Consider the following 22,993-nt stretch of genomic DNA (forward strand, 5'->3'; position numbering starts at 1 on the left):
CGCTCCCCCTGCCGGAACGACCGTCGATCCGTGCGGCACGGAGTCGCACGTCCGGAATAGGGCCCAGCAGCGAACCCGCACGGACCGATCCGCCCGCAGCTCGGGGCCCTCGGAGCGGGGTTCCCCCGGGTCCCGGGGCGGCCGCACCTCGCGCGGCGCAGCCGGGCGAGCGTCGCGGGAGGCCCGGCCGCACGATGAGACCGGCGAACCGGCCGCACACGACCGGTCGCCGAGGTGTGCTCACCCGACCGCGCCGAGGAGCCTGTCGGTCCACCGTCCCGGCCCCTGGTCGATGCCTTCCACCAGGAGCTGCACGGCCCTCGGGCACGCGTCGCCGATCCGGCGCCGCAGCGCGTCTGCACCTCGCCGCACGCACCCGGGCCACCTCCCCGTCCGACCGACGAAAGGGCCCTTCCATGGCCGTCACCACGACCGATCACGCAGTCCCCCACGTCTCGACCGTCCCGGCGAACGCGGGCCAGAAGGTCAAGCTCTTCGTACGCGAGCACGACGGCACGCCCTCCGGCCCCGCGGCGAACCGCAAGGTCGTCCTCATGCTGCACGGCAGGAGCGTCCCGGTGCTCGCCGGCTACGACCTCCAGCACACCTCGTACGGGTGGGCCGAGGCCGTGGCCCAGGCGGGCTACGACGTCTTCATGATGGACCTGCAGGGCTCGGGACGTTCACCGCGTCCCCGGATGGAGGACCCCTGCAACGTCAATCCCGCCCAGCAGGCGGCGGTCACTCCCCCGCTGATGGGGCCGCGCCCGGCGAGCTACCCGTACCTCCTGACCAACTCCCAGAGCGACCAGGACGAGCTCAGCACCGTCGTCGAGTACATCCGCACCCTTCGCGGCGTCGCGAAGGTCGCCTTCATCGGCTGGTCGGCCGCCGCCTTCGCCATGGGCCCCTACACGGTCAAGAACCCGTCGAAGGTGGACAGCCTCTTCCTCCTCGCGCCGATCTTCCCGCCGGCCGGACCCCCGAACCCGCCGGCCCTGCCCGCGCCCGGTTTCCCCACCCACGTCATGACCAAGGAGGGTCTCAAGAACGCCTGGGCGGCGGAGCTGAAGTGCGCGGGCCAGAGCGAGCCCGGCATGCTCGACGTCGTCTGGGACGCCCTGATGGACAACGACCCGATCGGGCGCACCTGGGGCCCGCTCGGCCCGAACGGCGAGCCGCTGGGCGCCAGCCGGTACCGGAACTTCGTGTCCTGGGGCTGGAACAAGACGACCGCCGCACAGGGCAGCGTCCTCGGCGGAAGCGTTCCCGTCATGATCGTGCACGGTGAGCACGACCGGACGGCCAACACGACACCGCCGAATCCCACCAAGCCGGCACTCGACTTCCACGTCCCCGCGCTCTACGACGCCATCACGGGCGCCCACAAGATCCTCGTCACGGTGAAGTGCGCCGGGCACTCGATGCCCTGGGAGATGCAGCACAAGAACCTGCACAACATGTCGAAGCACTGGCTCAAGCACCACGCGGTCGACGGCAAGACCGAGGGTGCCTTCGAGATGGACGAGAACGGCACCATCAGCCCGGCCCCGTAACCCATGAGTACTGGATCCTGCGGGACCGCACGATTCCACACTGGCTGGGCACTCGCCCTGTCTGGTCGCGTGAGCAATTGGCGCCTTCGGGTGCCGTAGCGGTAACCATGCGCAGGGACGGCGCTGAGCATGTGGCGCCTACGGTAGTAGCGTCAACTCCGTCAGCGCGCTCCGAAATCGACCGAGCGAACAGTTCAGGACCTGGACATACCAGCCGGACCCGTCAGGCCGGTGCGCCCACCTGAGTGATCGGGGTCAGTGGTCGGCTGCGCAGAGGCAGTATCCGATCTCCTTGCCGCGGAGACAGAGGGTGGATACGCGGAGAGCCCCTGCATGAAGGCAGGGGCTCTCCAAGGAGTGTCAGGTGCTAATCGTCATCGCCGAGCACACGCGCGCCGAGGGCCTTGGCAAGTACCTCGGCAGCCTCCTCCGTTTTGTCGCTGTAGTACCCCTTGATATCGATCTTTCCGTGTCGCCACGAGAAGACCGCCGTCTCCCCGGGGACCGAATAGGTCTTCTGGAGCCCGATGTCCTTCCACTCCCAGGGGGCGCCTTCCTCGATCAGCGGGCACTGGGCCGCTGTGTCCTCCCACTCTGGGATACTGATGGGATTTTCGAAGCTTTGTGTCCAGTCCTGTGCTCGGGTGATGTGGAAGTCGTAGCTCATGTCTCGCCTCCTTGTCAGCCTGTCGAGCTGCCGAAGAGCAGCACGACACCGTTGTTGTGTGCGTAGTCTTCCGCACGCTTCATGCCACCGAGCTGGGCTGAAGTCAGCGGATCCTTTCCGTTGACGACCACGTAGACCACTCGGTTCTTGATGTCACCGGGAGGAAGCACACCCGGGTGCCGGTAGTCCCCGGTGTAGTTGGCAGCGTTGTCGATTCCCGTCTTCAACCGGTTGAACACGGCGGCAGCGGTCTGGTAGCTCGGAGCGGCAGTGTCCAGAGACTTGAGGCTGATGGCGGTGTGGGTCTCAGCGTCGAAGTGATCGAACGCGGCGAAGCCGTCGGGCAGGTTGCTCATGCCCATCTTCTCTTCAAACACGAGTCCCCGGTCTCGGACCTTCAGGCCCCAGAGGTTGAGTTCGGGGATTCCGGTGACTGCGCCGTGCTGGGCGATGTCCTGGGTGAGCTCGCTTCCGAGTCCGGGCATGCCGAATGCGGTAGTGACGTTGGGGCCGCGCGGGGCAAACCGGCGTTGGGCCCAGGCGTCGAGTCCGCCCAGGGTGGCGACGGCGACTTGTTGGGCGAGTTCGTCGGCGTGCTTCTCGACCTGGTCCGCGACGTTGTTGCAGCCGAACTCGCGGAGTTTGGCGGCGGCGACGTAGTAGGCGTAGGCGGGGCGGACGGGGAAGTACTTGTCGGCGAAGGCACCGGCTCCGCCGTTGTTGCCGGTGAAGGCGTTGTAGAGGTCGCCGACGAACTCGAACGGCAGCTTGGCGCCGGTTGCGAGTCCGCTGCCGATGGCCTCGCCCACGCCCATGTGCGAGGGGTCGGCGTCCTGCGGGGTCATACCGCTGGGATCGGTGTAGATGGTCGGCGCGTCGGACGCGTACGAGTAGGCGGAGCCGTACGGGGCGGTGGCCGGCGACGGGATGGGGTCGCGGCTGGTGAAGCGTCCGGTGGCGGTGTCGTAGGTGCGGGCGCGGAGGTTCTGCTTCCAGGGGGTGGTGGGGTCGTTGTACTGGCCTGTGTAGCCGAAGGGTGTGGTGGGGGCGCCGGTGGCGGTGGTGACGGTGCCTGAGCGTCCGTAGGGGTCGTAGGTGGTGCGGGTCTGCTGGGTGCCGGTGGAGTTGGTGACGTCGGTGATGGAGCCGAGCCAGTCGTGGTGGTGGTAGTAGGTGCCGCCGGGGTTGTGCTGGCTCTGCGGCTGGCCGAGGGAGTTGTAGGTGTAGTCGCCGATGAGCGCGCCGGTGGCGTTGGTCTCGGTGGCGATCTGTGGCAGGGAGTTGTTGATGTCCCAGGTGAGGGTGCGTGAGAGCGCGCCGTTGGTCTTGGTGGTGACGCGGTTGCCGTCGGCGTCGTAGGTGAAGGCGGAGGTGTCCTTGCCGACGACGGTGGTCGGGTGTCCGGCGGCGTCGTAGGTGTAGGTGGTGGTGCGGACGCTGAGGGGTGCGCGCCAGCCCTTGGAGTCGAAGGTGACCGTGCTGGTGGCGGCGTCCCAGAGGAAGAAGTTGCCGGCGTCGCGGACGGCGCCGAAGGTACCGGGGTGTCCGGCGGTGTTGGTGCTCCACAGGGTGGTGCCTGCGGCGTCGGCGACGACGAAGTTGCCGTCGGTCTGCATGGTGGCGTGGGCGCCGGGGTGGCCGGCGGTGCCGGAGGACCAGGCGGCGAGGCCGGTGTCGCTCTGGTAGAGGACGAGGTTGCCGTCGGCCTGCATGATCAGCCGGGCGTTGTCGGAGGAGATGACCGTGCCGGGTGCGAGGGTCGCGCCGCTGGCGATGTTCTGGTCGCGGTTGGGGGCGGTGACGCTGGTGGTGTTGCCGTCCGGGTCGTAGGCGTAGGTGGTGGCAGCCGTGCCGATCGTGCTCTTGGTGAGCTGGTCGGCCGAGTCGTAGGTGTAGGTGGTGGTCTCGTAGCCGTCGGTCTGGGTGAGGCGGTTGCCGACCTTGTCGTAGGTGTAGGTCAGCGCGCCGGCGGCGCAGCCGACGGTGGTCGGGGAGACGGGGCAGCCGGAGGTCAGGCGGCCGGCCTGGTCGTAGGTGTAGTTCTGGACTCCGGTGCCCAGGCCGAGGCGGTTGATGTCGACCTTGGTGGGCTGGCCGGCGGCGTCGCGGGTGAGCCGCCAGGAGGCCAGCGTGGTGGTGCCCTTGGTGCTGCCGATGCCAGCCAGGCGTTCTGCGGCGTCGTAGCTGCGGGTCTCGGTGTAGCCGTTGGTGCCGGGCAGGGTCGTGGTGGTGAGGTTTCCTGCCGGATCGTATCCGTAGGTGGTGCTGGCGCCGTCGGCGGTGAGCTGGGCCTGGCGGCCGTCGTTGTCGTAGGTGTAGGTGAGCTTTTCGCCGTCGGGGTACTGGCGGCTGAGGATGCTGCCGCGGTTGTCGTAGGTGTAGGTGAAACCGGTGCCGCCACCGGGTGCGGTGGTGGTCAGCAGCCGGTTCGCGTTGTCGTAGGTGAGGGTGCGGGTGCCGGTGGCGTCGGTGATGGTCTTGGTCCGGCCGGCGTTGTCGTAGGTGCGGCTGATCGCCGGGGTGGTGTCGGAGTAGGTGGTGCCAGTGGGGAGGCCGCGCGGGTCGTAGCTGTTGGTCGTGGTGAGGCCGCGGGCGTTGGTGAAGGTGGTGGCGTGCCCTTCGGGGTCGTAGCCGTAGGTGACCTTGTTGCCGAGCGGGTCGGTGACGGAGGTCGGCCGGTGGAGCGCGTCGTAGGTGTAGGTGGTGACGTGGTTGTTGGCGTCGGTGCGGGAGGTACGGTCGTTGACGGTGTTCCACGCGTTGGTGGTGACCGCTCCGGTCGGGTCGGTCACGGTGGTCACGCGCCCGGCGGCGTCGTAGCCGGTGCTGGTCTTGCGGCCCAGCGGGTCGGTGACGGAGGTCGGGCGGTTGAGGGCGTCGTAGGCCGTGGTGGTGGTGTTGCCGAGCGGGTCCTTGACGGTGGTGCGGTTGCCTGCGGCGTCGTAGCCGAAGGTGGTGGTGTAGGTGGCGGGGGTGGCTCCGGAGACGTTGCCGCGCGGGTCGACGACGTTCGTGAGGCGTTCGTCGGTGTCGAAGGACCAGGTGGTCTTGTTGCCCAGGGAGGTGGTCGCCGAGGTCCGGTTGCTGCCGGTGTCGTAGCCGTAGCTCGTGATCTTGCCGAGCGGGTTGGTGACGGTTGTCGGCCGGCCGAGGGCGTCGTAGGTGTAGGTGGTCTTGGCCGAGGTCGGGTCGGTGACGGTGAGGACCTGGCCGGTGGGGCTGTAGGTCGTGGTGGTGGTGTTGCCGAGCGGGTCGGTGACGGTGACGGGCCGGTTGATCTCGTCGTAGGTGGTGGCGGTGACCGCTCCGGTGGGGTCGGTGACCGAGGTGCGGTTGCCCGCGGCGTCGTAGCCGAAGGTGGTCGTGTACGTGGCCGCGGTGGCCCCGGACGCGTTGCCGCGCGCGGTGACGAGCGTGGCTGGCCGGCCGTTCTTGTCGTACGTGGAGGTGGTCTTGTTGCCGAGCGGGTCGGTGACGGAGGTCGGGCTGCCGGTCCAGTCGAAGGTGCTGGTGGTGGTGTTGCCCGCGGTGTCCTTCACGCTGGTGCGGTTGCCGGCCGCGTCGTAGCCGTACGTGGTGGTGTTGCCGAGCGGGTCCTTCGCCGTGGCGAGTTGGCCGTCGGCGTCGTAGGTGTAGATGGTGGTGTTGCCGAGCGGGTCCTTCGCCGTGGCGAGTTGGCCGCCGGGCTCGTAGGTGTAGGTCGTGGTGTAGGCGGCGGGGGTCGCGTCGCTGAGGTTTCCGCGCGGGTCGGTCTTCCCGGTGACCCGCCCTCCGGAGTCATAGGCGAAGGTGGTCTTCTCGCCGAGCGGAGTGGTCACCGAGGTGCGGTTGCCCGCGGCGTCGTAGCCGTAGGTCGTGGTGCCGCCGCGCGGGCTGGTGAGCGTGGCGAGCAGGCCGAGCGAGCCGTAGGTGTAGGTGGTTTTCCCGCCTGCCGGATCGGTGGTTGAGGTGAGCTGGTTTCCGGTGTTGTAGGTGTAGGTGGTGGTGTTGCCGCGGGCGTCCTTGTGCGAGGTGACGTGGTTGGTCGCGTCGTAGGTCCAGGTGTTCACGGCGGTCGCCGGTGCGGGGGAGGTGCTGGTCAGGACGTTGCCGGCCGCGTCGTAGGTGAACGTGGCCTTCTTGCCGTTGGCGTCGGTCAGAGAGGTCCGGTTGAGGGAGCTGTCGTAGCCGTAGGTGGTGGTCTTCCCGTACGGGTCGGACTGCCAGCTGATGACCCCATCGGTGTACTTCTGGGTCCAGATCCCGCCGTCGGGGTGGGTCACGTAGGTGGTGCCGGGGTTCGCGGCGTCGTACGTGAACGTGGTCTTCGCACCCAGGGCGTCGGTCTGGCTCGTCACTCGGCCGCTGCCGTCGTAGACGTTGGTGATCCGCGCCTTGCCGAGCGGGTCGGTGACGGTGGTCAGCAGTCCGCTGCCGGCGTCGTAGCCGAAGGTGGTGGTCTTCCCGCGCAGGTCCTTCACGCTCGTCAGCCGATCTCCCGTATACACGTAGGTGATCGTTCGGGCGCCCGGGAGGGTCGCGGTGGTGAGCAGCGAGCCGGTGTAGGCGAAGGTGACGATGTGTCCGCCGGCGTCCGTGACGGAGGTCAGCTGGCTGCCGGTGTAGCCGAGGGTCAGCCCGACCCCGGCGGGATCACGCATCGCTGTCAGCCGCCCGGTGGCGTCGAAGAGCACCTGGTGCTGGTCGGGTGTCGTCAGCTGGTACCCGCCGGCGGTCTTCGTCAGTTTCGAGTGGACGTACGGCCGGGTCGGGACGAGTGAGCCGTCCGTCTGCACGGCGTAGTCGGTCTGCGAGCCGTCCTCCGACCGGAAGGTGACCACCGACTGGCCGACGATCAGCGACGCCGAGTACGGGAACGCCCAGCCCTTGCCGAACACACCTGTGGAGGTCAGCGCGGACGAATAGCTCCTGGTCAGCTGGATCGTCTGACCGGGCCCGGGCACCTGCGCGTCGGTGAAGACCTCGCCGAACGCCCCGGTGGAGGTGTTCACCGGGTCGCCGCAGTACTTCACCAGCTCCAGCACGATGCCGGTGCTCGACGGCGAGCCCGGGCACGCCAGCGACACGTTCGCCGGAACCCCATAGATAGGAACCGGCGGAGCCGACGGCGACACGAGCTGATCAGAGGTCCCGTCGCGGTAGGCGTACGTCACCACGGCGTAGTACCCGACACCCCGCTGAATCTGCGCCGCAAGTGAACACCAGCCGGTCGCCTCGTACACCGACCACTGTGCGGCATCGATCTGCGCGTTGTCCGAGGTGCGGTAGAACACCACCGACACGGCACCGCGACCGGCACCGAGAATTCCGGATGGCGTGTCGGGGTTGAAGTCCCAAGTGGCGCACCACGAGAGTCCCGTATTGCCGCTCTGCAGAGTGTCCGCATAGGAACGCAGATTCGCGATGTATGGGTGGCCGGGGGCCCATGCCCCGGTGGTCGCCGCCACTGCCGGGGGTGATGGCTGGCCCGCCGCCTTCTGAGGTGTGGCCTTGCGGCGGGACAGGACCTCGGCCTCTGTCATCTGCCGATACCCCGGGGTTCCGGGACCGGCAACCCGAGCGGCCGCGGGGCTGCTACGCCGACCGGTCCTGGGCGAATCGCCCAACTTCTCGGCTTGGCGCTGCTTCTGTGCCATGGACAACACCTTCGGCATAGGCGCCGCACTCGGAGGCTTCCCGCCGCTTGCCTGTGGGCCGGCCGACGCCAGTACCGGCAGGGCCGAAGCGACTGGTGTCCCTCCACCTGCCAAGAGTGCTGCCATCAGGACAGACACCACTAATCGGCGACTATGAATCCTCATCCCGCCATCAACCTCGATCCGTAACCAAATATTCTGTGATCGTCCAGGGGTGGACCCGAGTGATGTTCGTCCAGGGAGGGATTTTGAGAGGCCTGAACGTCTCGAGGAGTCCGAAAACCAACCTTCGATGTCTTACTCTGTCTGCAAACCGTGACAGAACGACGGAACGGACCCAGTCAGCCGGCAGGTTGGTACGTGAGCTGACGTCCGTTTCGGTTTCGCTCGGTCGTGTGACTGTGCGAGGTTCTGGGCGGTCGACGCGCCTGTCCGTAGTTTGGTGGCCGGGTGAGCGAACGCGGGCCATGCAAGGGCGACTTGCCCGGCAAGCGCGGAGCTGATCGATCGAGCGAGTGACCACCGGATTGAAGGCCGAGCACCCCTCGGTCAGCGACCATCGGTGAAGCACTACTTCCGCAAGTGACGCGACGACAGCACCGACTGCCGTCGATGGCGCAGCCGGAGGCAAACGGCTACCCGGCGCGTCGGTCACCCCGCTTGCCCCTGTGGAGGAGGTTGCCGAGCCGGCTCCGATACGTCGTGCCTGGTGGGAGCCGGTCCCGGTCCGTGCGGTGTCGGATGTGGTCGCCAGGGTTTCGCCACTGATCACCGGATGGCAGCTGCGCCGGTGACCGACCACGGGCATGAGGAGACGGCTGTGCGGCCCTGGGAGCTCGTCGGTGGCGGTTCTGCGACGTTCTGGGAGGTCTCGGTCGAGGGTGCGTCAGCACGACTGCGCCGTGGCCGGATCGGTTCCGAGGGTCTCGTCCCGGTGAAGGAGCCGGCTTTCGCCGACGCAGCACGAGCCGACGTCGTGGGCATGGTGGCGGAGAAGGAGCGCGAGGGCTACGTCGAGATCGCGGCCGGGGACGCCGCACAGCAGGAGGAGGCGTCGGCCGGGCCGGTCGGGCTGCCGGAGGAGGACGCCTTCTTCCTGCCCGAGGCATGGCGGGCGCTGGTCCTGCCGCACCGCGGGGGTGCGGTGCGGGCGGTGGCGGAGGTCCGGCCGGACGCGGCGGGCAGGTGCGAGGAGCGGATCGCGGGCAGGCGCGCCTGGATCGAGGAGGTGTTGGCCTCCCCGGACAGTGGCTCCTCGCTGGCACTCGCTGCCCGTGCCTATCTGGCCGGAGAGCCCGGCCCGCTCGGCGCAGCCGCGGTGGCGAGCATGCTGCCGGACGGGTGGGAGGCGGTCGGGTGGGAGGAGTCGCTCGTCGTCGACGCGTGGGTGGCGGAGCACGGGCTCGTGTTCGCCGCTCGCGCCGAGGTGGCGAAGGGCCTGGGTCTCACGGGCGAGCAACTGTCCGACCGCCTCGTCCCGGACCTCGGCCTCGACGCGGACGGCACGACGGTGGTCCGCTACGGCCCGCGCCACTTCACCGTGGGCTTCGACGAGCAGCTGCGCCCCTTCGTCCTGGACTCCGAGGGCCAGCGCCGCAGGGACCTTCCCGCTCCCGGCGTCCAGGACGACCCCGAGCTCGCCCCTGCCGAGCGGAAGCGTTTCACGGCCCTGAAGAAGGACGTGCGCACCATCGGCTCCGACCAGGTCCGACGGGCTGGAGGCGGCCATGGTCGCCGGTACCCGCTGCGCTTCGGGGCCTTGGACGCGGTGGCCGCGTCCGGGCTGCTCGCCGACCTGGAGGAGGTGACGGCCGGGTGAACACCGACGAGCGCGGTCCTTCGGCTCCGGCGAGTTCGCCCGGCGCGGTTCGGCCGGCAGGGCGGAGGGCAGCGGCGGCCGGCACCCGCGCCGGTCCGGTCCCGCAGCCGGCGCCGGGCAGTGATGCAGGATCAGTCCACGGCCTCGGTGGGGACGTCGCGCCGGGCAACGCCGAAAGATGAGCGGCCGATGACGTAGGCGCAGCACGGCAGGCACCCATGGTGCCGATCCGGGGTGCCGCCGCGGGAGCACATGACGGTCAGTACGGCCGCGGCCGCGGCGGCGGTGCCCCGGTGGATTTCGCCGCCCGGGAGGGGTGATCGAATCGCAACCGTGCGGGTGCTGGACCGGGCCGTTGCGGTACGACCACAGCGGACCGGTCGGTTCGGGACGGGGGCGGTGGGCGGCGTGGACCGGGTGAGGTACGTCGATTTCCTGCGGGGAGCGGCGATCGTGGTGGTGGTGCTCGGGCACTGGGTGATCACCGCGCTGGTGCGGCATCCGGACGGCACGATCTCGGCGCCCGAGCTGCTCGCCACCGTCGAGTGGGCGCAGTGGCTGACGCTGGTCTTCCAGATCATGCCGGTGTTCTTCCTCGCGGGCGGTCACGCGGCCGCCGGGTCCTGGCGGCGGCACCGGGAGGGCGGTGGCGGGGCGGCCGGGTGGGTGCGCGGGCGGGCGGTGCGGCTGCTGCTGCCGACGACCGCGTACGTGGGGATCGCGGTGGCGTGTCTGGCGGCCGCGCGGGCGGCCGGGGCGGATCCCGGACTACTGGGGACGGTCGGCTGGGCGCTGGCGATGCAGTTCTGGTTCCTGCCGGTCTACCTGGTCGTCAGTGCGCTGACGCCGTGGCTGTACGCGGCGTCACGGCGGTGGGGGCTCGCGTCGACGGCCGCGCTGGCCGCGCTCGCCGTGGTCGTGGACGTGGTCGACCTGGCGGGGCACGGGAGTCCGGTCGGTGCGGCGAACCACGTGCTGGTGTGGGCGGTGGCCTACCAGCTGGGATTCGGTTGGGAGGACGGCCGGTTGCCGGGGCGGCGACCGCTGTTGTGGACGGTGGCCGGGTGCGGGGCGGCGGCGTTCGCGGGGCTGGTGGCGTACGGGCCGTTCCCGGTCGCCCTGATCCGGGTGAGCACCGAGGAGGTCGGCAACACCGACCCGCCGTCGGTGGCGATGCTCGCCTGGGTGCTCGCGCAGTGCGCGCTGTGCCTGCTCGCCGCGCCCGCGATGGAACGGGCGCTGCGGGCGGAGTGGCTGTGGCGGCTGGTCCGTCCGCTCGGCCGGGTGTCGATGACGCTGTACCTGTGGCACATGGTGCCGGTGCTGGCGGCCGCGGCCGCCTTCTACCTGACGGACGTCGCGCCGGAGCCGCCGGTCGGTTCCGGCGTCTGGTGGGCGTGGCGACCGGTGTGGATCGCCGTGCTGACGCTCTTCCTGCTCGGCCTCCTCCTGGCGCTGCGGCCGGTGGAACGCGGCCTGCTGCGGGTGGGCCGCGCGGTGCGCCCGCAGGCGGAGGTGCGCGGGCCGCTCGCCGTCCTGGCCGGACTGGCCGGCCTGGTGTGCGCGATCGGGACCCTGACGGTCCGGGCCGGCGAGGGGCTGGCCGCGGGCGGGCACTCCGGCAGCCTGGACGGTGGCGGGCTTCGCCGCGGGAACGGCCCTGGTGCTGCTTCCGCCGGGCCGCACGGCGACTTCCCCCCACCCGGGTATCGAGATCTCCTCTTGACCGGTGGGCATTCTCGGACGCCCGATCCCCCACCTCTCATCTGATGATTCATCAGATTGCCGAGTACGCCTCCAACACCGCGCCCGCGAATACGGCAGGCCGGACGGTTCTGACAACTGTCGTGCGGTGAGGAGCAGGTGAATCCGCTTCACCGAATTGCCCCTGTGACGAATCTTTCAGCCCGGGCGCGGCGCCGCTAAAAAGTTACCGCCGCGTCAAGGTGACGCGGGTAGACCGGTGGAGGTCCCATGCGGCCGCGCTTCGCCCTGTCCTTGTCCGGCACCGCCCTCATGCTCCTGTCGAGCCTCTTCCTGGCCGCACCGCCGGCCGCGGCAGCAGGGGGGAACTACGTCGCCCTCGGCGACTCCTACTCCTCCGGCGAGGGGACCGGCGACTACATCGGCTCCGCGGGATCGTGCAACCGGAGCCTGCACGCCTACCCGGCGCTCTGGGCCTCCGCCCACTCCCCCTCCTCGTTCGCCTTCGTCGCCTGCTCCGGTGCCACCACCGCCGATGTGATCGACAAGCAGCTGTCCGCCGTCAACAGTGGCACCACGCTGGTCAGCATCAGCGTCGGCGGCAACGACGCCGGTTTCGCCAGTGCCATGCAGACCTGCGTGCTCAGCGGCACCGATGCCTGCCTGACCGCCGTCAACAACGCCAAGAGCTTCGCCACCAGCAAGCTCCCGGCCCTGCTCGACCAGGTCTACGCGGGCATCCGCAATCGCGCGCCCTCGGCCCGCGTCGTCGTCCTCGGCTACCCGCACCTCTACAAGATCGGCGGAAGCTGCACCTTCGGCATCAGCGACACCAGCCGCAACGCGATCAACGGCGCCGCCGACACCATCGACTCCGTCATCTCGGGCAGAGCCGGCGCGGCCGGGTTCGCCTTCGGCGACGTACGCCAGGTCTTCACCAACCACGAGATCTGTTCGTCCGACTGGTGGCTCAACAGCACCCGCATCGTCGTCCACGAGAGCTACCACCCGAACGCGACCGGCCACGCCAACGGCTACCTGCCCACGTTCAGCGCCAGGGCCTGACGCACCGCCCGTGCCCCGCCCGCACAGGACCGCGGGGCACGGTCCCCCCATCACGTGTTTTCATCCCGGAAACGACGCGCCGGCCGCTGGCTGCACACCGCCGACAATGCGGTGCCCCGGCCCCGGGGAATTCCGCCCGCGCTCTCGGCACCGCGGGAACCCTGCGCACCGGCTGCCGGGCGCGCCCGCACCGAGGGCGGCCGCGCCGTCGCCCCGGCGGGGATCAGGGAGCGCAGTCGCGGCAGATGGGATTGCCGTTCTTGTCCTGGCCGGCGAGTTGGGTGCGGTGGTGGACCAGGAAGCACGTCATGCAGGTGAACTCGTCCTCCTGGAGGGGCACGACCTGGACGGCGAGTTCCTCGCCCGACAGGTCGGCTCCGGGCAGTTCCAGCCCTTCGACGGCCTCCGGGTCGACGTCGACCGCCGAACTCTGTTTGTCGTCGCGCTGGCTCTTCAGTGCCTCGATGCTGGCGTCGCTGTCGCCGTCGCCGGTGTCGCGGGGGGCGTCGTAGTCGGTTGCCAAGGCGTTGCCTTCTCGTCGTCAGGGATCGTTTCGCGTGGGTGGGTGAGCGGTGTCGCCCACGGGCCGGCGGAGTACCGGGCGGCCGCGGGTCTGCGATCACTCCCTCCCACGGCGCACCACCATCCCACCCGCGGGCCGCCCGCCGCAGGATCACACGCCGCAGGACGGACGGCCGCCCGGCGGGGCCGCGCGAACGCAGGGGCCGGCCCGCGGCGACCCGGTCCGCGGAGCGGGGGCGTCAACGCGAGGACCGGGCGTGGCGGGGCCCGGGCGCCCTGTCCGTACGAACGGCGGCGGCGCGCGGGCCGCGGTGGCGGCGGGCGGGAGAGGGGGCGGTCGCGGTCAGGACCGCCGCCAGCGCGAGCGGGATCAACAGCAGCACCATGGCCGTGCTCATGAACACCTCCGGGCTCGGGTCGACGTTCGTGGCCCTCGCCTGCCCCGCCGGTGCGGGTCCATGTCACCCGAATGCCTCATCCGGACGCCGCCGGGCCGCTCCCGGGGCCGCCCCGGGCCGCCCGGGGGACGCAGCGGGCCCGGCCGCGGTCCACGGGGGACGGCGGCCGGGCCGGCCGGATGCGACGGATACACCGCCTGCGTCTTCGACCTTATCGAGCGACGGTGTCCGTCGCAGCGCCGTGGGCCTCCCGGGGCGCCTGGACGAAGGTGCAGGGCGGCAGCGGACCGTGCAGCCGGAGCCGGCGCTCCTCGCCCCACTGCTCGGCGAGGCGCCGCTCGGCGGCGGTGAACGCGTCCCTGCGGTCGTCCTGCACCAGGAAGGAGGCGCTGACGAAGTCCTCGCCGCGGGCCTCGTTCTCGTGGACCGCCCGCGCGAGCGGACGCAGCGCCTCGACGGCGTCCTCCGCGGCACCGGCCTTGCGCGTCCGGACCTCGCGGAGAACGAGTTCGCCGAGCCGCAGCTTGACGTTGGCGTCGCCGCTGCGCCTGGTCTCCTCGTTCAGGTTCCGGGCCTCGGGGGAGCTCTCCGGGATCTGCCGGAGCAGGGACTCCTCCTCGTACTGCCCCCTTGAGCAGGTACTCCGCGCAGCCCGCGAGGGCCTGCAGGCGCTCCCGGTAGGAGTCGGCGTCCTCCTCCAGGGCGTCCCGCACCTGCTGTTCGCCGGTGGCGGTGGCGCCGAAGCGGAGCGGCAGGACGGTGCCGTCCGCCATCAGGTGGCGCAGCACGTCCTGGTGGGCCGAGACGTCGCGGCGGCGGGCGCGCAGCCCGTCGGGGGCGGCGCTGACGACGGCGGTCAGGTCCGCGGTGCTGACGGTGGAGAGTTCCTCGGGCGGATCGCCGACCCCGTCACCCCGTCCACCCGTGCGGGATGGCTCCGTGACGTGATCGCGTAGACGTAGAGGGCCATGCTCACTCCTCCCGTGGCCTGGTCCGGCGTGCCGGACGCGGCTTGGCGGCGGGTTCTTCGTCGCGGTCCTGCGTGTACTGGCGGATCGTGTCGGTGACGGCCTCGACGGCGCCGGTGAGCGCGCCCTTGGTCTTCCCGTGGGCGCCGCTGCGGCCCATCTCGCCGGGCAGGTCGGTCAGCCGGGACGGGGCCTTGCGCCCCGATTCCAGGTCGAGCCGGTTGCACGCCTCGGCGAACCGGAGGTACGTGTCCACGCTGGCCACCACGATCCGCACGTCGATCTTGAGGATCTCGATCCCCACCAGGGACACCCGCACGAAGACGTCGATGACCAGGCCCCGGTCCAGGATCAGCTCGACGACGTCGTACAGCGTGCCGGTGCTCGCGCCTCCGGCTGCGGGAACGCCCCCGCTGCTCTGCGGTACCACGGTCATGGCGTCTCCTCACCGGACGTCCCCGCCCGGGCTGTCACACCGGGGGTGTCCTCTCGTCGTTCACCGGCCCGCCCGCGGTCGGGCGGCGCCGCACAGGCGGTCGGCTTCCGCACCGACCGTGCGGGCCGTGCGGGCCGCCGTCGGCGCTCCGGTCCGCGGGGCACCGCGCCGGGTGACCGCGTCCGGCGCATCTCCGGACGGCACCCGCAGGACGGGCACACTCGCCGCCCGGCCGACGGGCCGGAGACGTGGCTTCGGCTCCGTCCGTCACCGGTCGGCCCGCGCGCCGATGCCTGCGGCGCCGGCTCCCGTTCTGTCGGCGTATACCCGGGCCGGTCCGGTCAAACAGCGGCGGCCGGCACGCCGTACCCAGGACGCGGCCGTACCGGGTCCGCGCCGCCTCCTCGGGGCCGTCGGGCGCGACCGGGCAGCACGGGTCGGCCGTGCAGGTGGTGCGGGATGCCGAAGGGGCGACGGGTCAGGGTGATCCGCCGGTGCGGGTGGGGTGCCACCGCCTCATCGCGGGCAGGCAGAGGATCCGTGCCAGCATGCGGACCGGCGGCAGGGCCAGCAGGCCGCCGACGTAGGGCCAGGCACCGCCCGAGCGCATCAGCACGCGGGCCGCGGCCTCCGGGCCGACGTGGAGCCTGCCCGAGGGGGTGAGCCACAGCGGCCCGTGCTGGACGCGCTCCGCCGTCACCAGCCCCTGCCCGCCCGCACAGGCGTCCAGCGCGGCCAGATCGACGAACTGGTAGGCGACCGCCTCCCACTCGCCGGACGACCGGACCGCCCCCGGGTACCGTTCCGCCCACGCCACCCAGCCGGTGCACATCGCGCAGTCCCCGTCGAAGAGCAGCACGGGAACCCGGAGAATCTCCGCCATACCTCCGATTCTCCTCCGAACCGGCACGACGGACCCGCGTCCTCGACGGCCCGTCCGACACGGCCACCGCCTGGCGATCGGCCGGGGCCCGGGGCCCGATCCCCGGTCCGCCGTCCGACCTCGACGAGCTGCTCTCCGCCGCTCGGCCACCGTCGCGCCGCGCAGCGGCCGGGCACCACCGCCTGACGCCTGGCCAGCTGTCCGCACGCAGAGGCCGGGGGCCGCCGGCACGGACGTCATCCGTCGGGCGGTGTGCCCCAGACGATCCGCTGGACGGCTCCCGCCGAGATCCACATCTCTCCCCCGTCGTGGGGCCGCACCCGGACCCACCGCCCCGTCACCCGCACCCGGCCGCCCACGTGCGCCGCCGCGGTCTCGATCCCCGCCACCGCCCCCGGGCGGCAGTGCACCACCGCCGAGGCCCACTTCTTCTTCCGGCTTCCCATGTCACCAGCCTCCGGCCCCGGCCGGTCGGCCACCACCGCACGGCGACCGGCCACGCCCCGGCCGCCGGCCGCCGGGCTCGGACGTGCGGGGTCAGGCGTCCGGGTGCGCCTCGGTCTTCAGCGACCAGGAGCCGCCCCCGCAGCCGGCCGGAAGCGGCGGGAACCGGTGCCCCTTCACGTCCGTGCTCCAGTGGTGCCCCGCGCCGCAGTCGCACGCGTAGATCCCGCTCGCAGGGACGATCTCACCGGGGTGCCACGACGTCTTCTCCTCGTCCATACCCCCGGTCTACGCCCGGCCCGCCGCCACCGCGAGCGGGCGGACCGACCCCGGCGGGAGTGCGCCACCCGGGCCGTACGCCCGGCCGTCCCGGCGCGGGCCGAGCGGGGCGGCACCGGGAGAAGCATCCTGGACGGAAGTCCCAGCCCGTGGGTGGTACGTGTCTCCCGGGAGGCGTCATGGCTCGGAACCCGAGGCCGGTGTGGCAGTCACCGGCCGGTCCGCGACCCGGTGGGGGCAGGAACCGGCGCCGGGCGGTGGCCGAGGTCGTGGGTGGCACTGCCGTCCTGCTGATCGGCACGGCCATCGGCCTCGCGGGCAAGGAGAGCGGGTCGGCGAGTCCTGCCGTTCCCTCCTCGTCCCCGGTGACCGCCACCGTGACGACCACGCCCTCCGCCTTACCCGCGACGGCCGTCGCGACCGTCACGGCGACCGTGACCGTCACCGGTGCTCCAGCCGCGGCCGGACAATCCGAGCCCTCCGATGGCGGGGCGCAGGCGAGCACGCCCGTGCCGGAGTCGAACGGCCCCGCGGTGTACTACAAGAACTGCTCCGAGGCCCGCGCAGCAGGTGTCGCCCCCCTCCACCGGGGCGATCCGGGCTATGCACCCCATCTGGACCGCGACGGTGACGGGGTGGCTTGCGAGACGGGCTGACCGCCCGCCGCAGCGGGTCGGCCGGATTCCGGCCTCCGGGCCCCGTCGTCCGTCGCCGAAACGGCCGTGTCCCGCGGCCGGACTGTCGAGTGCCGCCCCGACCGCAGCGGTGACGCTGCGGCCGGGGCGGTCGGTGGACCGGTCGGCCACCGTCGTCGAGGTGCGCCGCCTAGGCCGTCTGCCCGGCCGGCTCGGAGTGCTCGGACGGCTCCTCCGACGGCTCCTGCGGGTGCTCGTCGGTGCTGCGGGAGTCGGTCAGGGTGAGCGCGCCGCCGGCCGTGACCAGTCCGACGATCACCGCGAGCACGGCGTAGGTGATCCGCTCGCCCTGGAAGAACGAGGTCACCAGGCCGCCGTCCCAGGTGCCGGCGGGCAGCTGGGTGGTGACCAGGGCGGCGATCAGGGTGCCGACCACGGCGGTGCCGACGCTGCTGCCGACCTCCTGCGCGGTGTCGTTCAGGGCGGTGCCGATCGAGGTGCGGTTGCTCGGCATCGCCTCGACCAGGGCGATCGCGCAGATCGTCATCACGGTGCGCAGGCCGATGGTCATCACGACCATGCAGAGCGCGATCGCGACGTACCCGTGGGAGACGCCCCAGGCGAGGCCGGCCAGCGCGCCGGACAGGAAGGCCGCGCCGACCAGGCAGGCCGCCCGGTGGCCGAACCGCTTCGCGAGCCACTCGGACAGCGGCGTCGCGGCGAGCATGGTCACGATGATCGGGAGGTTCGCCAGGCCCGCCCGGACCGGGCTCCAGCCGTAGGCGTACTGGAAGTGCAGGATCAGCCCGAACATCACGGCGGCCATCGCGATGGCCGTGCCGATCTGCGCGATCACGGCGCCCCGGACGGTGCCGTTGGTGAAGAACTTCAGGTCCAGCATGGGCGAGGCGGTGCGCCGCTCGTGCCACACGAAGACGGTGCCCGCGGCGACGGCGCCGAGCACCGAGGCGACCGTGGGGACGGAGAGCCAGCCGTGGTCCACGCCGCTGGTGAGCGAGTAGCAGGCGAGGCCGATGGCAGCGACGCTCAGCACGGCGCCCGGCAGGTCGAGCCGGTCGCGGGTGAGGTCCTCGGGCCGGTCGGCGGACACGCCGAGGCGTACCCCGATCGCCGCGATCAGCGCGACCGGGGCGTTGACCAGCAGCAGCCACTGCCAGCTCACGTGGGCCAGGGCGGTGCCGCCGAGCAGCGGGCCGAGGACGAAGCCGGACATGCCGACGACGATCATCACGGTCATCGCCCGCATCCGCAGCGCCTGGTCGTCGAAGAGCCGGAAGACCAGCGAGTTGGTGATCGGCGCCATCGCCGCGGCGGCGATGCCGAGGCCGGCCCGCAGGGCGATGAGCTGCCCCGCGCCGGTGACCGCGACGACGCACAGGCTGAGCAGGCCGAACACGGCGAGGCCGACCAGCAGCACGCGTCGGCGGCCGAAGCGGTCGGCGATCGAGCCTGCGGTCAGCAGCAGGCCGCCGAAGGTCAGCGAGTACGCGCCGGTGACCCACTGCAGGGCGGTCGTGCCGCTGCCGAGGTCCCGGCCGATGGTGGGGAGCGCGATCGACAGCAGCGTGTTGTCGACCATCTCGACGAAGAAGGCCAGGCAGAGCGCGGCCAGCGGGATCCATGCCGCGCGGAGCGACGGGTAGGTGCGCGGTGCCGCGGGTGCGGCGGCGGTCGCGGTGACGGTTCCGGTCATGGCGGCCTCCTCTCGGGACGGGAGCACAGCGGATTATCGAACTGCGTTCTACACTAGAACCAGGTTCGATAATTCTGCAAATGTGATTGGATGTTGGCCATGACACGTCCGCGTTCGCGCCCCGCAGACCGTCCGTCCCGGGAACGCCTGCGCGCCTCGCACTCCATGGAGACCGTCCTCACCGCCGCCGTGGCCCTGCTGGACGAGTCGGGCGAACCGGCCCTCACCCTGCGGGCCCTCGCGAGCCGGCTCGGCACCGGCGTCGGCAGCATCTACTGGTACGTGTCGAGCCGGGACGACCTGCTCGACCGCGCCGTCGACCACGTGCTCGGCGGGGTGCTGACCGAGATCGAGCGGCGCACCGGCGACGGCGACCCGGTCGACAACCTGCGCACGATGGCCGTCACCCTGTTCGACGCGGTCGCGGACCGCCCCTGGCTGGGCTCGCGCTTCATGCGCAACATCGACACCCCGGGCAACTCGCTGCGGATCTACGAGGTGCTCGGGCAGCAGCTCCTGCGGCTCCCGCTCACCCCGCTGCAGCGCTTCCACGCCGTCACAGCCATCGCCGGGGTCCTCGTCAGCAGCGCCGTCGGCCTCGGCCAGGGTGAGCCCCCCGAGGCCGTGCTCGACGGCATGGTCGAGCGGGACGAGTTCCTCGGCCGGTTCGCCGACACCTGGCGAACGCTCGACGCCGCGGAGTACCCGTTCCTCCACGACATCGTCGACGAGTTCGACGGCCACGACGACAAGCAGCAGTTCCTCGCCGCCCTCGACCTCACCCTGACCGGCCTCCGCCACCTCACCGACCACCACCCCGACCCGGACACCGGCTCCCCCGCCTAGGCCGTTCCCTTCGGATCATCGCGCTGACCACATGAAGATGGCGGCGATGTGGAGCCCGGCGAGGTAGATGGTGGCGGTCTTGATGCCCCTATGGATTTTCAAGCTGTCCGGTGGTGGGGGCCTCCGTTGAAGCGGGTGATGAGTTGGTGGATCTCTCGTGCGACGTAGCGTTTGAGGCAGCGGAGTGCTTCGCGTCGGGTCTTGCCTTCGGAGATGCGCCGGTCGATGTAGGCGCGGGTGCGGGCGTCCCATCGGAGGCGGGCCAGCACGATGGTGTAGAGAGCGGAGTTGGCCGTCGCCGGCCTTCGCGTCTGCGGTCGCCCGGCCGGTGATCACCGCGCGGGCCGCGGCCTCGGCATCGATGGTGTCGTTCTTGCCCCTGCGCCGCCGTGTGGCCTTGTCGGGCTGGTTGACCTCGACGACGGTGACGCCCTGCGCGCGGAGGTGTCTGCTGAGGGCGGCACCATAGGAGCCGGTGCACTCCACTCCTGCCCGGTCGAGGCGACCCGACGTGCGCGCCCAGTCCAGCAGAGATCTGTAGCCGTCCGCCGTGGCGGGGAAGCTCCGGCTGTCGACGAACGCTCCTGCGGCCGTCACCACGGCAGCGACGTGGGCGTCCTTGTGGGTGTCGACGCCCAGCACGATCTCGAGCGCGTCCTGGTGAAGTGCAACGGGCTGGGCCATCCTGGTCATGGTCACCTATCTCCTGCAGCGATGGGACTGGAGTGGCCGCTGCCGGATCGGCCAGGGCGGTCAGGACTGTGACGGTGCCTGTCGCGAAGGCCCCTATCGGGACACGCCCGCCGGTCCGACGGCAACGGATGCCGCTCCGAACGGTGGCCGACAGATCAAGACCAAGGCACCATGGCCAGTCGTATCGCGGGTCAGATCACCGCCCGAAGCGACACCAACATCCTCACAGTCGTAGCGGGTGGCGAGGCCGCGCCACTGCTTGAGCTTGTCGATGCAGCGTTCGACGGTGTTGCGGTGCTTGTAGGCGTCGCGGTCGAACCCTGGTGGGCGGCCGCCCCGGCTGCCGGGCCGTTTGCGGTTGGCGGCCTGGTCGGCGGGTTGCGGGATCACCGCACGGATCTGCCGACGTCGCAGGTGGGAGCGGATGGCGCGGGAGGAGTAGGCCTTGTCCGCAAGGACGACGTCCGGCGTCGTCCGCGGTCGGCCGATCGACCGGGGCACCCGGATCCGCGCCATGACCCGCTCGAACGCGGGCGCGTCACCGGCCTGGCCGGGTGTGAGGACGAACGCGAGCGGTCTGCAGCACCCGTCGGCGGCCAGATGGATCTTGGCGGTCAGTCCGCCGCGGGACCGTCCGAGGGCGTGGTCGGGCGGCTCGCCGACCGGGGCCCCTTTTGACGGGCCCCGGCGGCGTGCTGATGCGCCCGGACGATCGTGGAGTCGACCGCGACCACCCGGTCGAGGTCGCCGTCCGCGTCGGCCTGGGCCAGCAGCGCGGTGAAGACCATCTCCCAGGTGCCGTCGGCCGCCCGCATCCGCAGCCGGTCGTGGGCGCCCTTCCACGATCCGAAGTGCTCGGGCAGGTCCGTCCACGGCGTTCCGGTGCGGTACCTGAACGCGATCGCATCGATCACCTGTCGATGGTCACGCCACCTTCCACACCGCTTCGGCGCCCGGTTCGGGAGCAACGGCTCCATCCGCGCCCACTGCGCGTCGGTCAACGACACACATGAACCAACGATCGGATGATCCGAAGGAAACGGCCTAGTGCTCGGCGCCGGGCCGGTGGCCCGGGCTCACCTCAGGTGCCGTTCGAAGAACCTGGCGCCGGGTTCGAGTTCGAACTGCGGGACGCCGGTGTGCCCGCCCATGTTCGCGTGCAGGGTCTTCTCCTTGGAGCCGAAGGCGTCGAACAGGTTCAGGGCCGCCTGCCGGTCGTTCCCCTCGTCGTCCCACTGCAGCAGGACGTGCAGGGGGATCGTGACCCGGCGGGCCTCCTCGACCATGGCGGCGGGCACGAGGCTGCCCGCGAAGAGGCCGGCGGCCACGATGCGCGGCTCGACGACCGCGAGCCGGATGCCGATGGAGATCACTCCGCCCTCGTACCCGACCGGGCCGCCGATCTCGGGCAGCGACTGGAGGGCGTCCAGGGCGGTCCGCCACTCCGGGACCGCCTTCTCGACCAGCGGGAGGACGAGGGCGTCGACGATGTCGCCGCCGACCGGTCCGCCGGCCTCGACGGCCCGGCGGAGGTCGGCGCGGGCCTGTTCGGCGGCGGCCCAGCGGGGCCGGTCGCCGCTCCCGGGGAGTTCGATGGTGGCTGCGGCGAAGCCGTACTGCGCCGCGTAGTACCGGGCCCGCCCCGCCAGCCGGGGGTACATCCGGCGCAGTCCGAGCGGGGGGTGGCCGATCAGGATCAGCGGGGCCGGTGCGGATCCGGGCGTCCACAGGATGCCGGGGATCTCGCCGAGGGTGAATTCGCGTTCGAGGACGCCGTCGTCGAAGCGCTGTTCGGAGGTGAATCGCACGGTCGTGCCTTTCGGGAGAGCTCGTGAACGGCGCTCCCGGACGACACCTATCGCCCGACCGTGACCCCGGAGGGGAGCACCCATGTCGTCACTGCGTTCACGGGTACCACCTCCTCGTTCTCTCGCACGGCCTCGGGAAAAGTAGCAGCGGCCGCCGCGGTCCGCAAACGGGTTCTGCGGGGGCTCCGCGGCCGGATGCGGCCGGACGGCCGTCGGCTACGGCTCGGCGGGTGTGCCCGCGCCCCCGGCCCCGACCGCGGCACCGAACGGCCACGCCTCGATGTCCCGGTAGCGGATCGGCCCGGGGCCGCGGCCGATGTTGCTGCCGACCAGGTGGAGGCGCTCGGCCCGCCAGGGTCGGCCGACGAAACCGGCGAGCCCGGCCGCGGCCTGCGGCACGCTCGTCGGATCGTCGCGACGAGCCCGCGCCAGCGTCAGATGGGGGCGCAGCGGGCGCTCCCTGAACTCGATCCCGCAGGACCTGACCAGGGCCCGGACGTCGGCGGCCAGCAGGTGGAGCCCGTCCAGGTCCCCGTCGATCCCGCTCCACAGCAGTCGCTCGTCGAAGTGGCCGCCACCGCGCAGGCCCAGCTCCGGGGCGGGATGCGACACGGCCCGCCCGGCCAGCACCGACTGCAGCAACGGCACTGCCGTGGTGGGCAGTTCGCCGAGGAAGGCCAGGGTGATGTGCCAGTCCTCGATCCGGTTCCACCGCAGCCGCGGGTACCCGGTGTACGCGGGCCGCAGCGCCTCGGCCAGCTCGTCCTTGGCGTCGTCGGGCGGAGCCAGCGCCACGAAGACGCGCAGGGTCGAGGGCTCGGGGAAAACGTCCACCAGGGATTTCTAGCACTTCACCGGCGCGCCCGGGCGGGGGCGGCCCGGCCCGCGGTGCGGCCGCCCCGGACAACCGCCACCGGCGG

At 71.4% G+C, this 22,993-nt stretch carries 19 protein-coding genes and 2 pseudogenes; 6 read left to right on the forward strand and 15 right to left on the reverse strand.

Annotated features, from left to right (window positions below; genetic code table 11):
* The first annotated feature begins 416 nt into the window (after nucleotides 1-416).
* Complete coding sequence (locus IE98_RS0128845; RefSeq protein WP_030273936.1) at nucleotides 417-1,556, forward strand: alpha/beta fold hydrolase; 1,140 nt, start codon at nucleotides 417-419, stop codon at nucleotides 1,554-1,556.
* Between the two features lie 367 nt (nucleotides 1,557-1,923).
* On the opposite strand, the gene IE98_RS0128850 is transcribed toward IE98_RS0128845, so the two are convergent.
* Nucleotides 1,924-2,223, reverse strand: a complete 300-nt coding sequence (locus tag IE98_RS0128850) for a hypothetical protein (RefSeq protein WP_030273937.1) — start codon at nucleotides 2,221-2,223, stop codon at nucleotides 1,924-1,926.
* 14 nt (nucleotides 2,224-2,237) lie between these two features.
* Nucleotides 2,238-7,496: a DUF6531 domain-containing protein gene (locus IE98_RS0128855; RefSeq protein ID WP_159401105.1), complete on the reverse strand. Its 5,259-nt coding sequence runs from the start codon at nucleotides 7,494-7,496 to the stop codon at nucleotides 2,238-2,240.
* Between the two features lie 1,138 nt (nucleotides 7,497-8,634).
* Between IE98_RS0128855 and IE98_RS51235 the strand changes: the two genes are divergently transcribed.
* The 3 genes from IE98_RS51235 (at nucleotide 8,635) to IE98_RS0128870 (ending at nucleotide 12,447) form a co-directional block, all read left to right on the forward strand.
* Nucleotides 8,635-9,678 (forward strand): WGR domain-containing protein, encoded by a 1,044-nt coding sequence (locus tag IE98_RS51235; protein ID WP_324605809.1) that lies wholly within the window; start codon nucleotides 8,635-8,637, stop codon nucleotides 9,676-9,678.
* Nucleotides 9,679-10,095: 417 nt separating this feature from the next.
* A complete protein-coding gene (locus tag IE98_RS0128865; protein WP_234443713.1) occupies nucleotides 10,096-11,448 on the forward strand; it encodes an acyltransferase family protein in 1,353 nt (450 codons plus the stop codon).
* Between the two features lie 204 nt (nucleotides 11,449-11,652).
* The gene (locus IE98_RS0128870; protein WP_030273945.1) at nucleotides 11,653-12,447 is read left to right on the forward strand and encodes an SGNH/GDSL hydrolase family protein; all 795 of its coding nucleotides are present in this window, start codon (nucleotides 11,653-11,655) and stop codon (nucleotides 12,445-12,447) included.
* A 223-nt stretch (nucleotides 12,448-12,670) separates the two neighbouring features.
* Here the strand turns inward: IE98_RS0128870 and IE98_RS0128875 are convergent, their stop codons facing one another.
* From IE98_RS0128875 to IE98_RS0128910, 8 genes and pseudogenes are all read right to left on the reverse strand, one after another.
* Nucleotides 12,671-12,970, reverse strand: a complete 300-nt coding sequence (locus tag IE98_RS0128875; RefSeq protein ID WP_030273946.1) for a DUF4193 domain-containing protein — start codon at nucleotides 12,968-12,970, stop codon at nucleotides 12,671-12,673.
* A 238-nt stretch (nucleotides 12,971-13,208) separates the two neighbouring features.
* Nucleotides 13,209-13,367, reverse strand: a complete 159-nt coding sequence (locus tag IE98_RS49515; RefSeq protein ID WP_159401106.1) for a hypothetical protein — start codon at nucleotides 13,365-13,367, stop codon at nucleotides 13,209-13,211.
* Between the two features lie 211 nt (nucleotides 13,368-13,578).
* Nucleotides 13,579-13,974, reverse strand: a complete 396-nt coding sequence (locus IE98_RS52330; RefSeq protein ID WP_324605810.1) for a GvpL/GvpF family gas vesicle protein — start codon at nucleotides 13,972-13,974, stop codon at nucleotides 13,579-13,581.
* Nucleotides 13,925-14,227: pseudogene (locus tag IE98_RS52660) on the reverse strand (GvpL/GvpF family gas vesicle protein); the annotation flags it as partial. The pseudogene IE98_RS52660 and the gene IE98_RS52330, both read right to left, overlap by 50 nt.
* 112 nt (nucleotides 14,228-14,339) lie before the next feature.
* On the reverse strand, nucleotides 14,340-14,771 hold the full coding sequence (locus IE98_RS0128895) for a gas vesicle structural protein GvpA (RefSeq protein ID WP_030273950.1): 432 nt from the start codon (nucleotides 14,769-14,771) through the stop codon (nucleotides 14,340-14,342).
* A gap of 478 nt (nucleotides 14,772-15,249) precedes the next feature.
* Entirely contained in the window at nucleotides 15,250-15,654 is a 405-nt protein-coding gene (locus tag IE98_RS49520; protein WP_030273952.1) for a thiol-disulfide oxidoreductase DCC family protein, read from the reverse strand.
* Between the two features lie 236 nt (nucleotides 15,655-15,890).
* Nucleotides 15,891-16,100, reverse strand: a complete 210-nt coding sequence (locus IE98_RS0128905; protein ID WP_030273954.1) for a hypothetical protein — start codon at nucleotides 16,098-16,100, stop codon at nucleotides 15,891-15,893.
* A 91-nt stretch (nucleotides 16,101-16,191) separates the two neighbouring features.
* Nucleotides 16,192-16,377 (reverse strand): hypothetical protein, encoded by a 186-nt coding sequence (locus IE98_RS0128910; protein ID WP_030273956.1) that lies wholly within the window; start codon nucleotides 16,375-16,377, stop codon nucleotides 16,192-16,194.
* Nucleotides 16,378-16,646: 269 nt separating this feature from the next.
* Between IE98_RS0128910 and IE98_RS0128915 the strand changes: the two genes are divergently transcribed.
* Complete coding sequence (locus IE98_RS0128915; protein ID WP_043175394.1) at nucleotides 16,647-17,033, forward strand: excalibur calcium-binding domain-containing protein; 387 nt, start codon at nucleotides 16,647-16,649, stop codon at nucleotides 17,031-17,033.
* Between the two features lie 169 nt (nucleotides 17,034-17,202).
* Here IE98_RS0128915 and IE98_RS0128920 read toward each other — a convergent pair whose 3' ends face one another.
* Complete coding sequence (locus IE98_RS0128920) at nucleotides 17,203-18,726, reverse strand: MFS transporter (RefSeq protein WP_052391097.1); 1,524 nt, start codon at nucleotides 18,724-18,726, stop codon at nucleotides 17,203-17,205.
* A 165-nt stretch (nucleotides 18,727-18,891) separates the two neighbouring features.
* Between IE98_RS0128920 and IE98_RS0128925 the strand changes: the two genes are divergently transcribed.
* The gene (locus IE98_RS0128925; protein WP_052391098.1) at nucleotides 18,892-19,572 is read left to right on the forward strand and encodes a TetR/AcrR family transcriptional regulator; all 681 of its coding nucleotides are present in this window, start codon (nucleotides 18,892-18,894) and stop codon (nucleotides 19,570-19,572) included.
* A gap of 15 nt (nucleotides 19,573-19,587) precedes the next feature.
* Here IE98_RS0128925 and IE98_RS45185 read toward each other — a convergent pair whose 3' ends face one another.
* The 4 genes and pseudogenes from IE98_RS45185 to thpR form a co-directional block, all read right to left on the reverse strand.
* The gene (locus IE98_RS45185; protein WP_234443714.1) at nucleotides 19,588-20,265 is read right to left on the reverse strand and encodes an IS110 family transposase; all 678 of its coding nucleotides are present in this window, start codon (nucleotides 20,263-20,265) and stop codon (nucleotides 19,588-19,590) included.
* A gap of 93 nt (nucleotides 20,266-20,358) precedes the next feature.
* Nucleotides 20,359-21,242, reverse strand: a pseudogene (locus IE98_RS46905) (IS5 family transposase).
* Between the two features lie 99 nt (nucleotides 21,243-21,341).
* Nucleotides 21,342-22,073: a hypothetical protein gene (locus tag IE98_RS0128940; RefSeq protein ID WP_030273964.1), complete on the reverse strand. Its 732-nt coding sequence runs from the start codon at nucleotides 22,071-22,073 to the stop codon at nucleotides 21,342-21,344.
* Between the two features lie 216 nt (nucleotides 22,074-22,289).
* Complete coding sequence (thpR, locus tag IE98_RS0128945) at nucleotides 22,290-22,907, reverse strand: RNA 2',3'-cyclic phosphodiesterase (protein ID WP_052391099.1); 618 nt, start codon at nucleotides 22,905-22,907, stop codon at nucleotides 22,290-22,292.
* Nucleotides 22,908-22,993 lie beyond the last annotated feature (86 nt).

Origin of the sequence: Streptomyces sp. NRRL B-24484 (assembly GCF_000717715.1) — a bacterium.
In the GTDB taxonomy this organism is placed as follows: Bacteria; Actinomycetota; Actinomycetes; order Streptomycetales; family Streptomycetaceae; genus Kitasatospora.

Coding starts and splice junctions, on each gene's coding strand:
- IE98_RS0128845 (WP_030273936.1), top strand. CDS start 417: ATGGCCGTCACCACGACCGATCACGCAGTCCCCCACGTCTCGACCGTC.
- IE98_RS0128850 (WP_030273937.1), bottom strand. CDS start 2,223: ATGAGCTACGACTTCCACATCACCCGAGCACAGGACTGGACACAAAGC.
- IE98_RS51235 (WP_324605809.1), top strand. CDS start 8,635: ATGGCAGCTGCGCCGGTGACCGACCACGGGCATGAGGAGACGGCTGTG.
- IE98_RS0128870 (WP_030273945.1), top strand. CDS start 11,653: ATGCGGCCGCGCTTCGCCCTGTCCTTGTCCGGCACCGCCCTCATGCTC.
- IE98_RS49515 (WP_159401106.1), bottom strand. CDS start 13,367: ATGAGCACGGCCATGGTGCTGCTGTTGATCCCGCTCGCGCTGGCGGCG.
- IE98_RS0128895 (WP_030273950.1), bottom strand. CDS start 14,771: ATGACCGTGGTACCGCAGAGCAGCGGGGGCGTTCCCGCAGCCGGAGGC.
- IE98_RS49520 (WP_030273952.1), bottom strand. CDS start 15,654: ATGGCGGAGATTCTCCGGGTTCCCGTGCTGCTCTTCGACGGGGACTGC.
- IE98_RS0128905 (WP_030273954.1), bottom strand. CDS start 16,100: ATGGGAAGCCGGAAGAAGAAGTGGGCCTCGGCGGTGGTGCACTGCCGC.
- IE98_RS0128910 (WP_030273956.1), bottom strand. CDS start 16,377: ATGGACGAGGAGAAGACGTCGTGGCACCCCGGTGAGATCGTCCCTGCG.
- IE98_RS0128920 (WP_052391097.1), bottom strand. CDS start 18,726: ATGACCGGAACCGTCACCGCGACCGCCGCCGCACCCGCGGCACCGCGC.
- IE98_RS0128925 (WP_052391098.1), top strand. CDS start 18,892: ATGGAGACCGTCCTCACCGCCGCCGTGGCCCTGCTGGACGAGTCGGGC.
- IE98_RS45185 (WP_234443714.1), bottom strand. CDS start 20,265: ATGACCAGGATGGCCCAGCCCGTTGCACTTCACCAGGACGCGCTCGAG.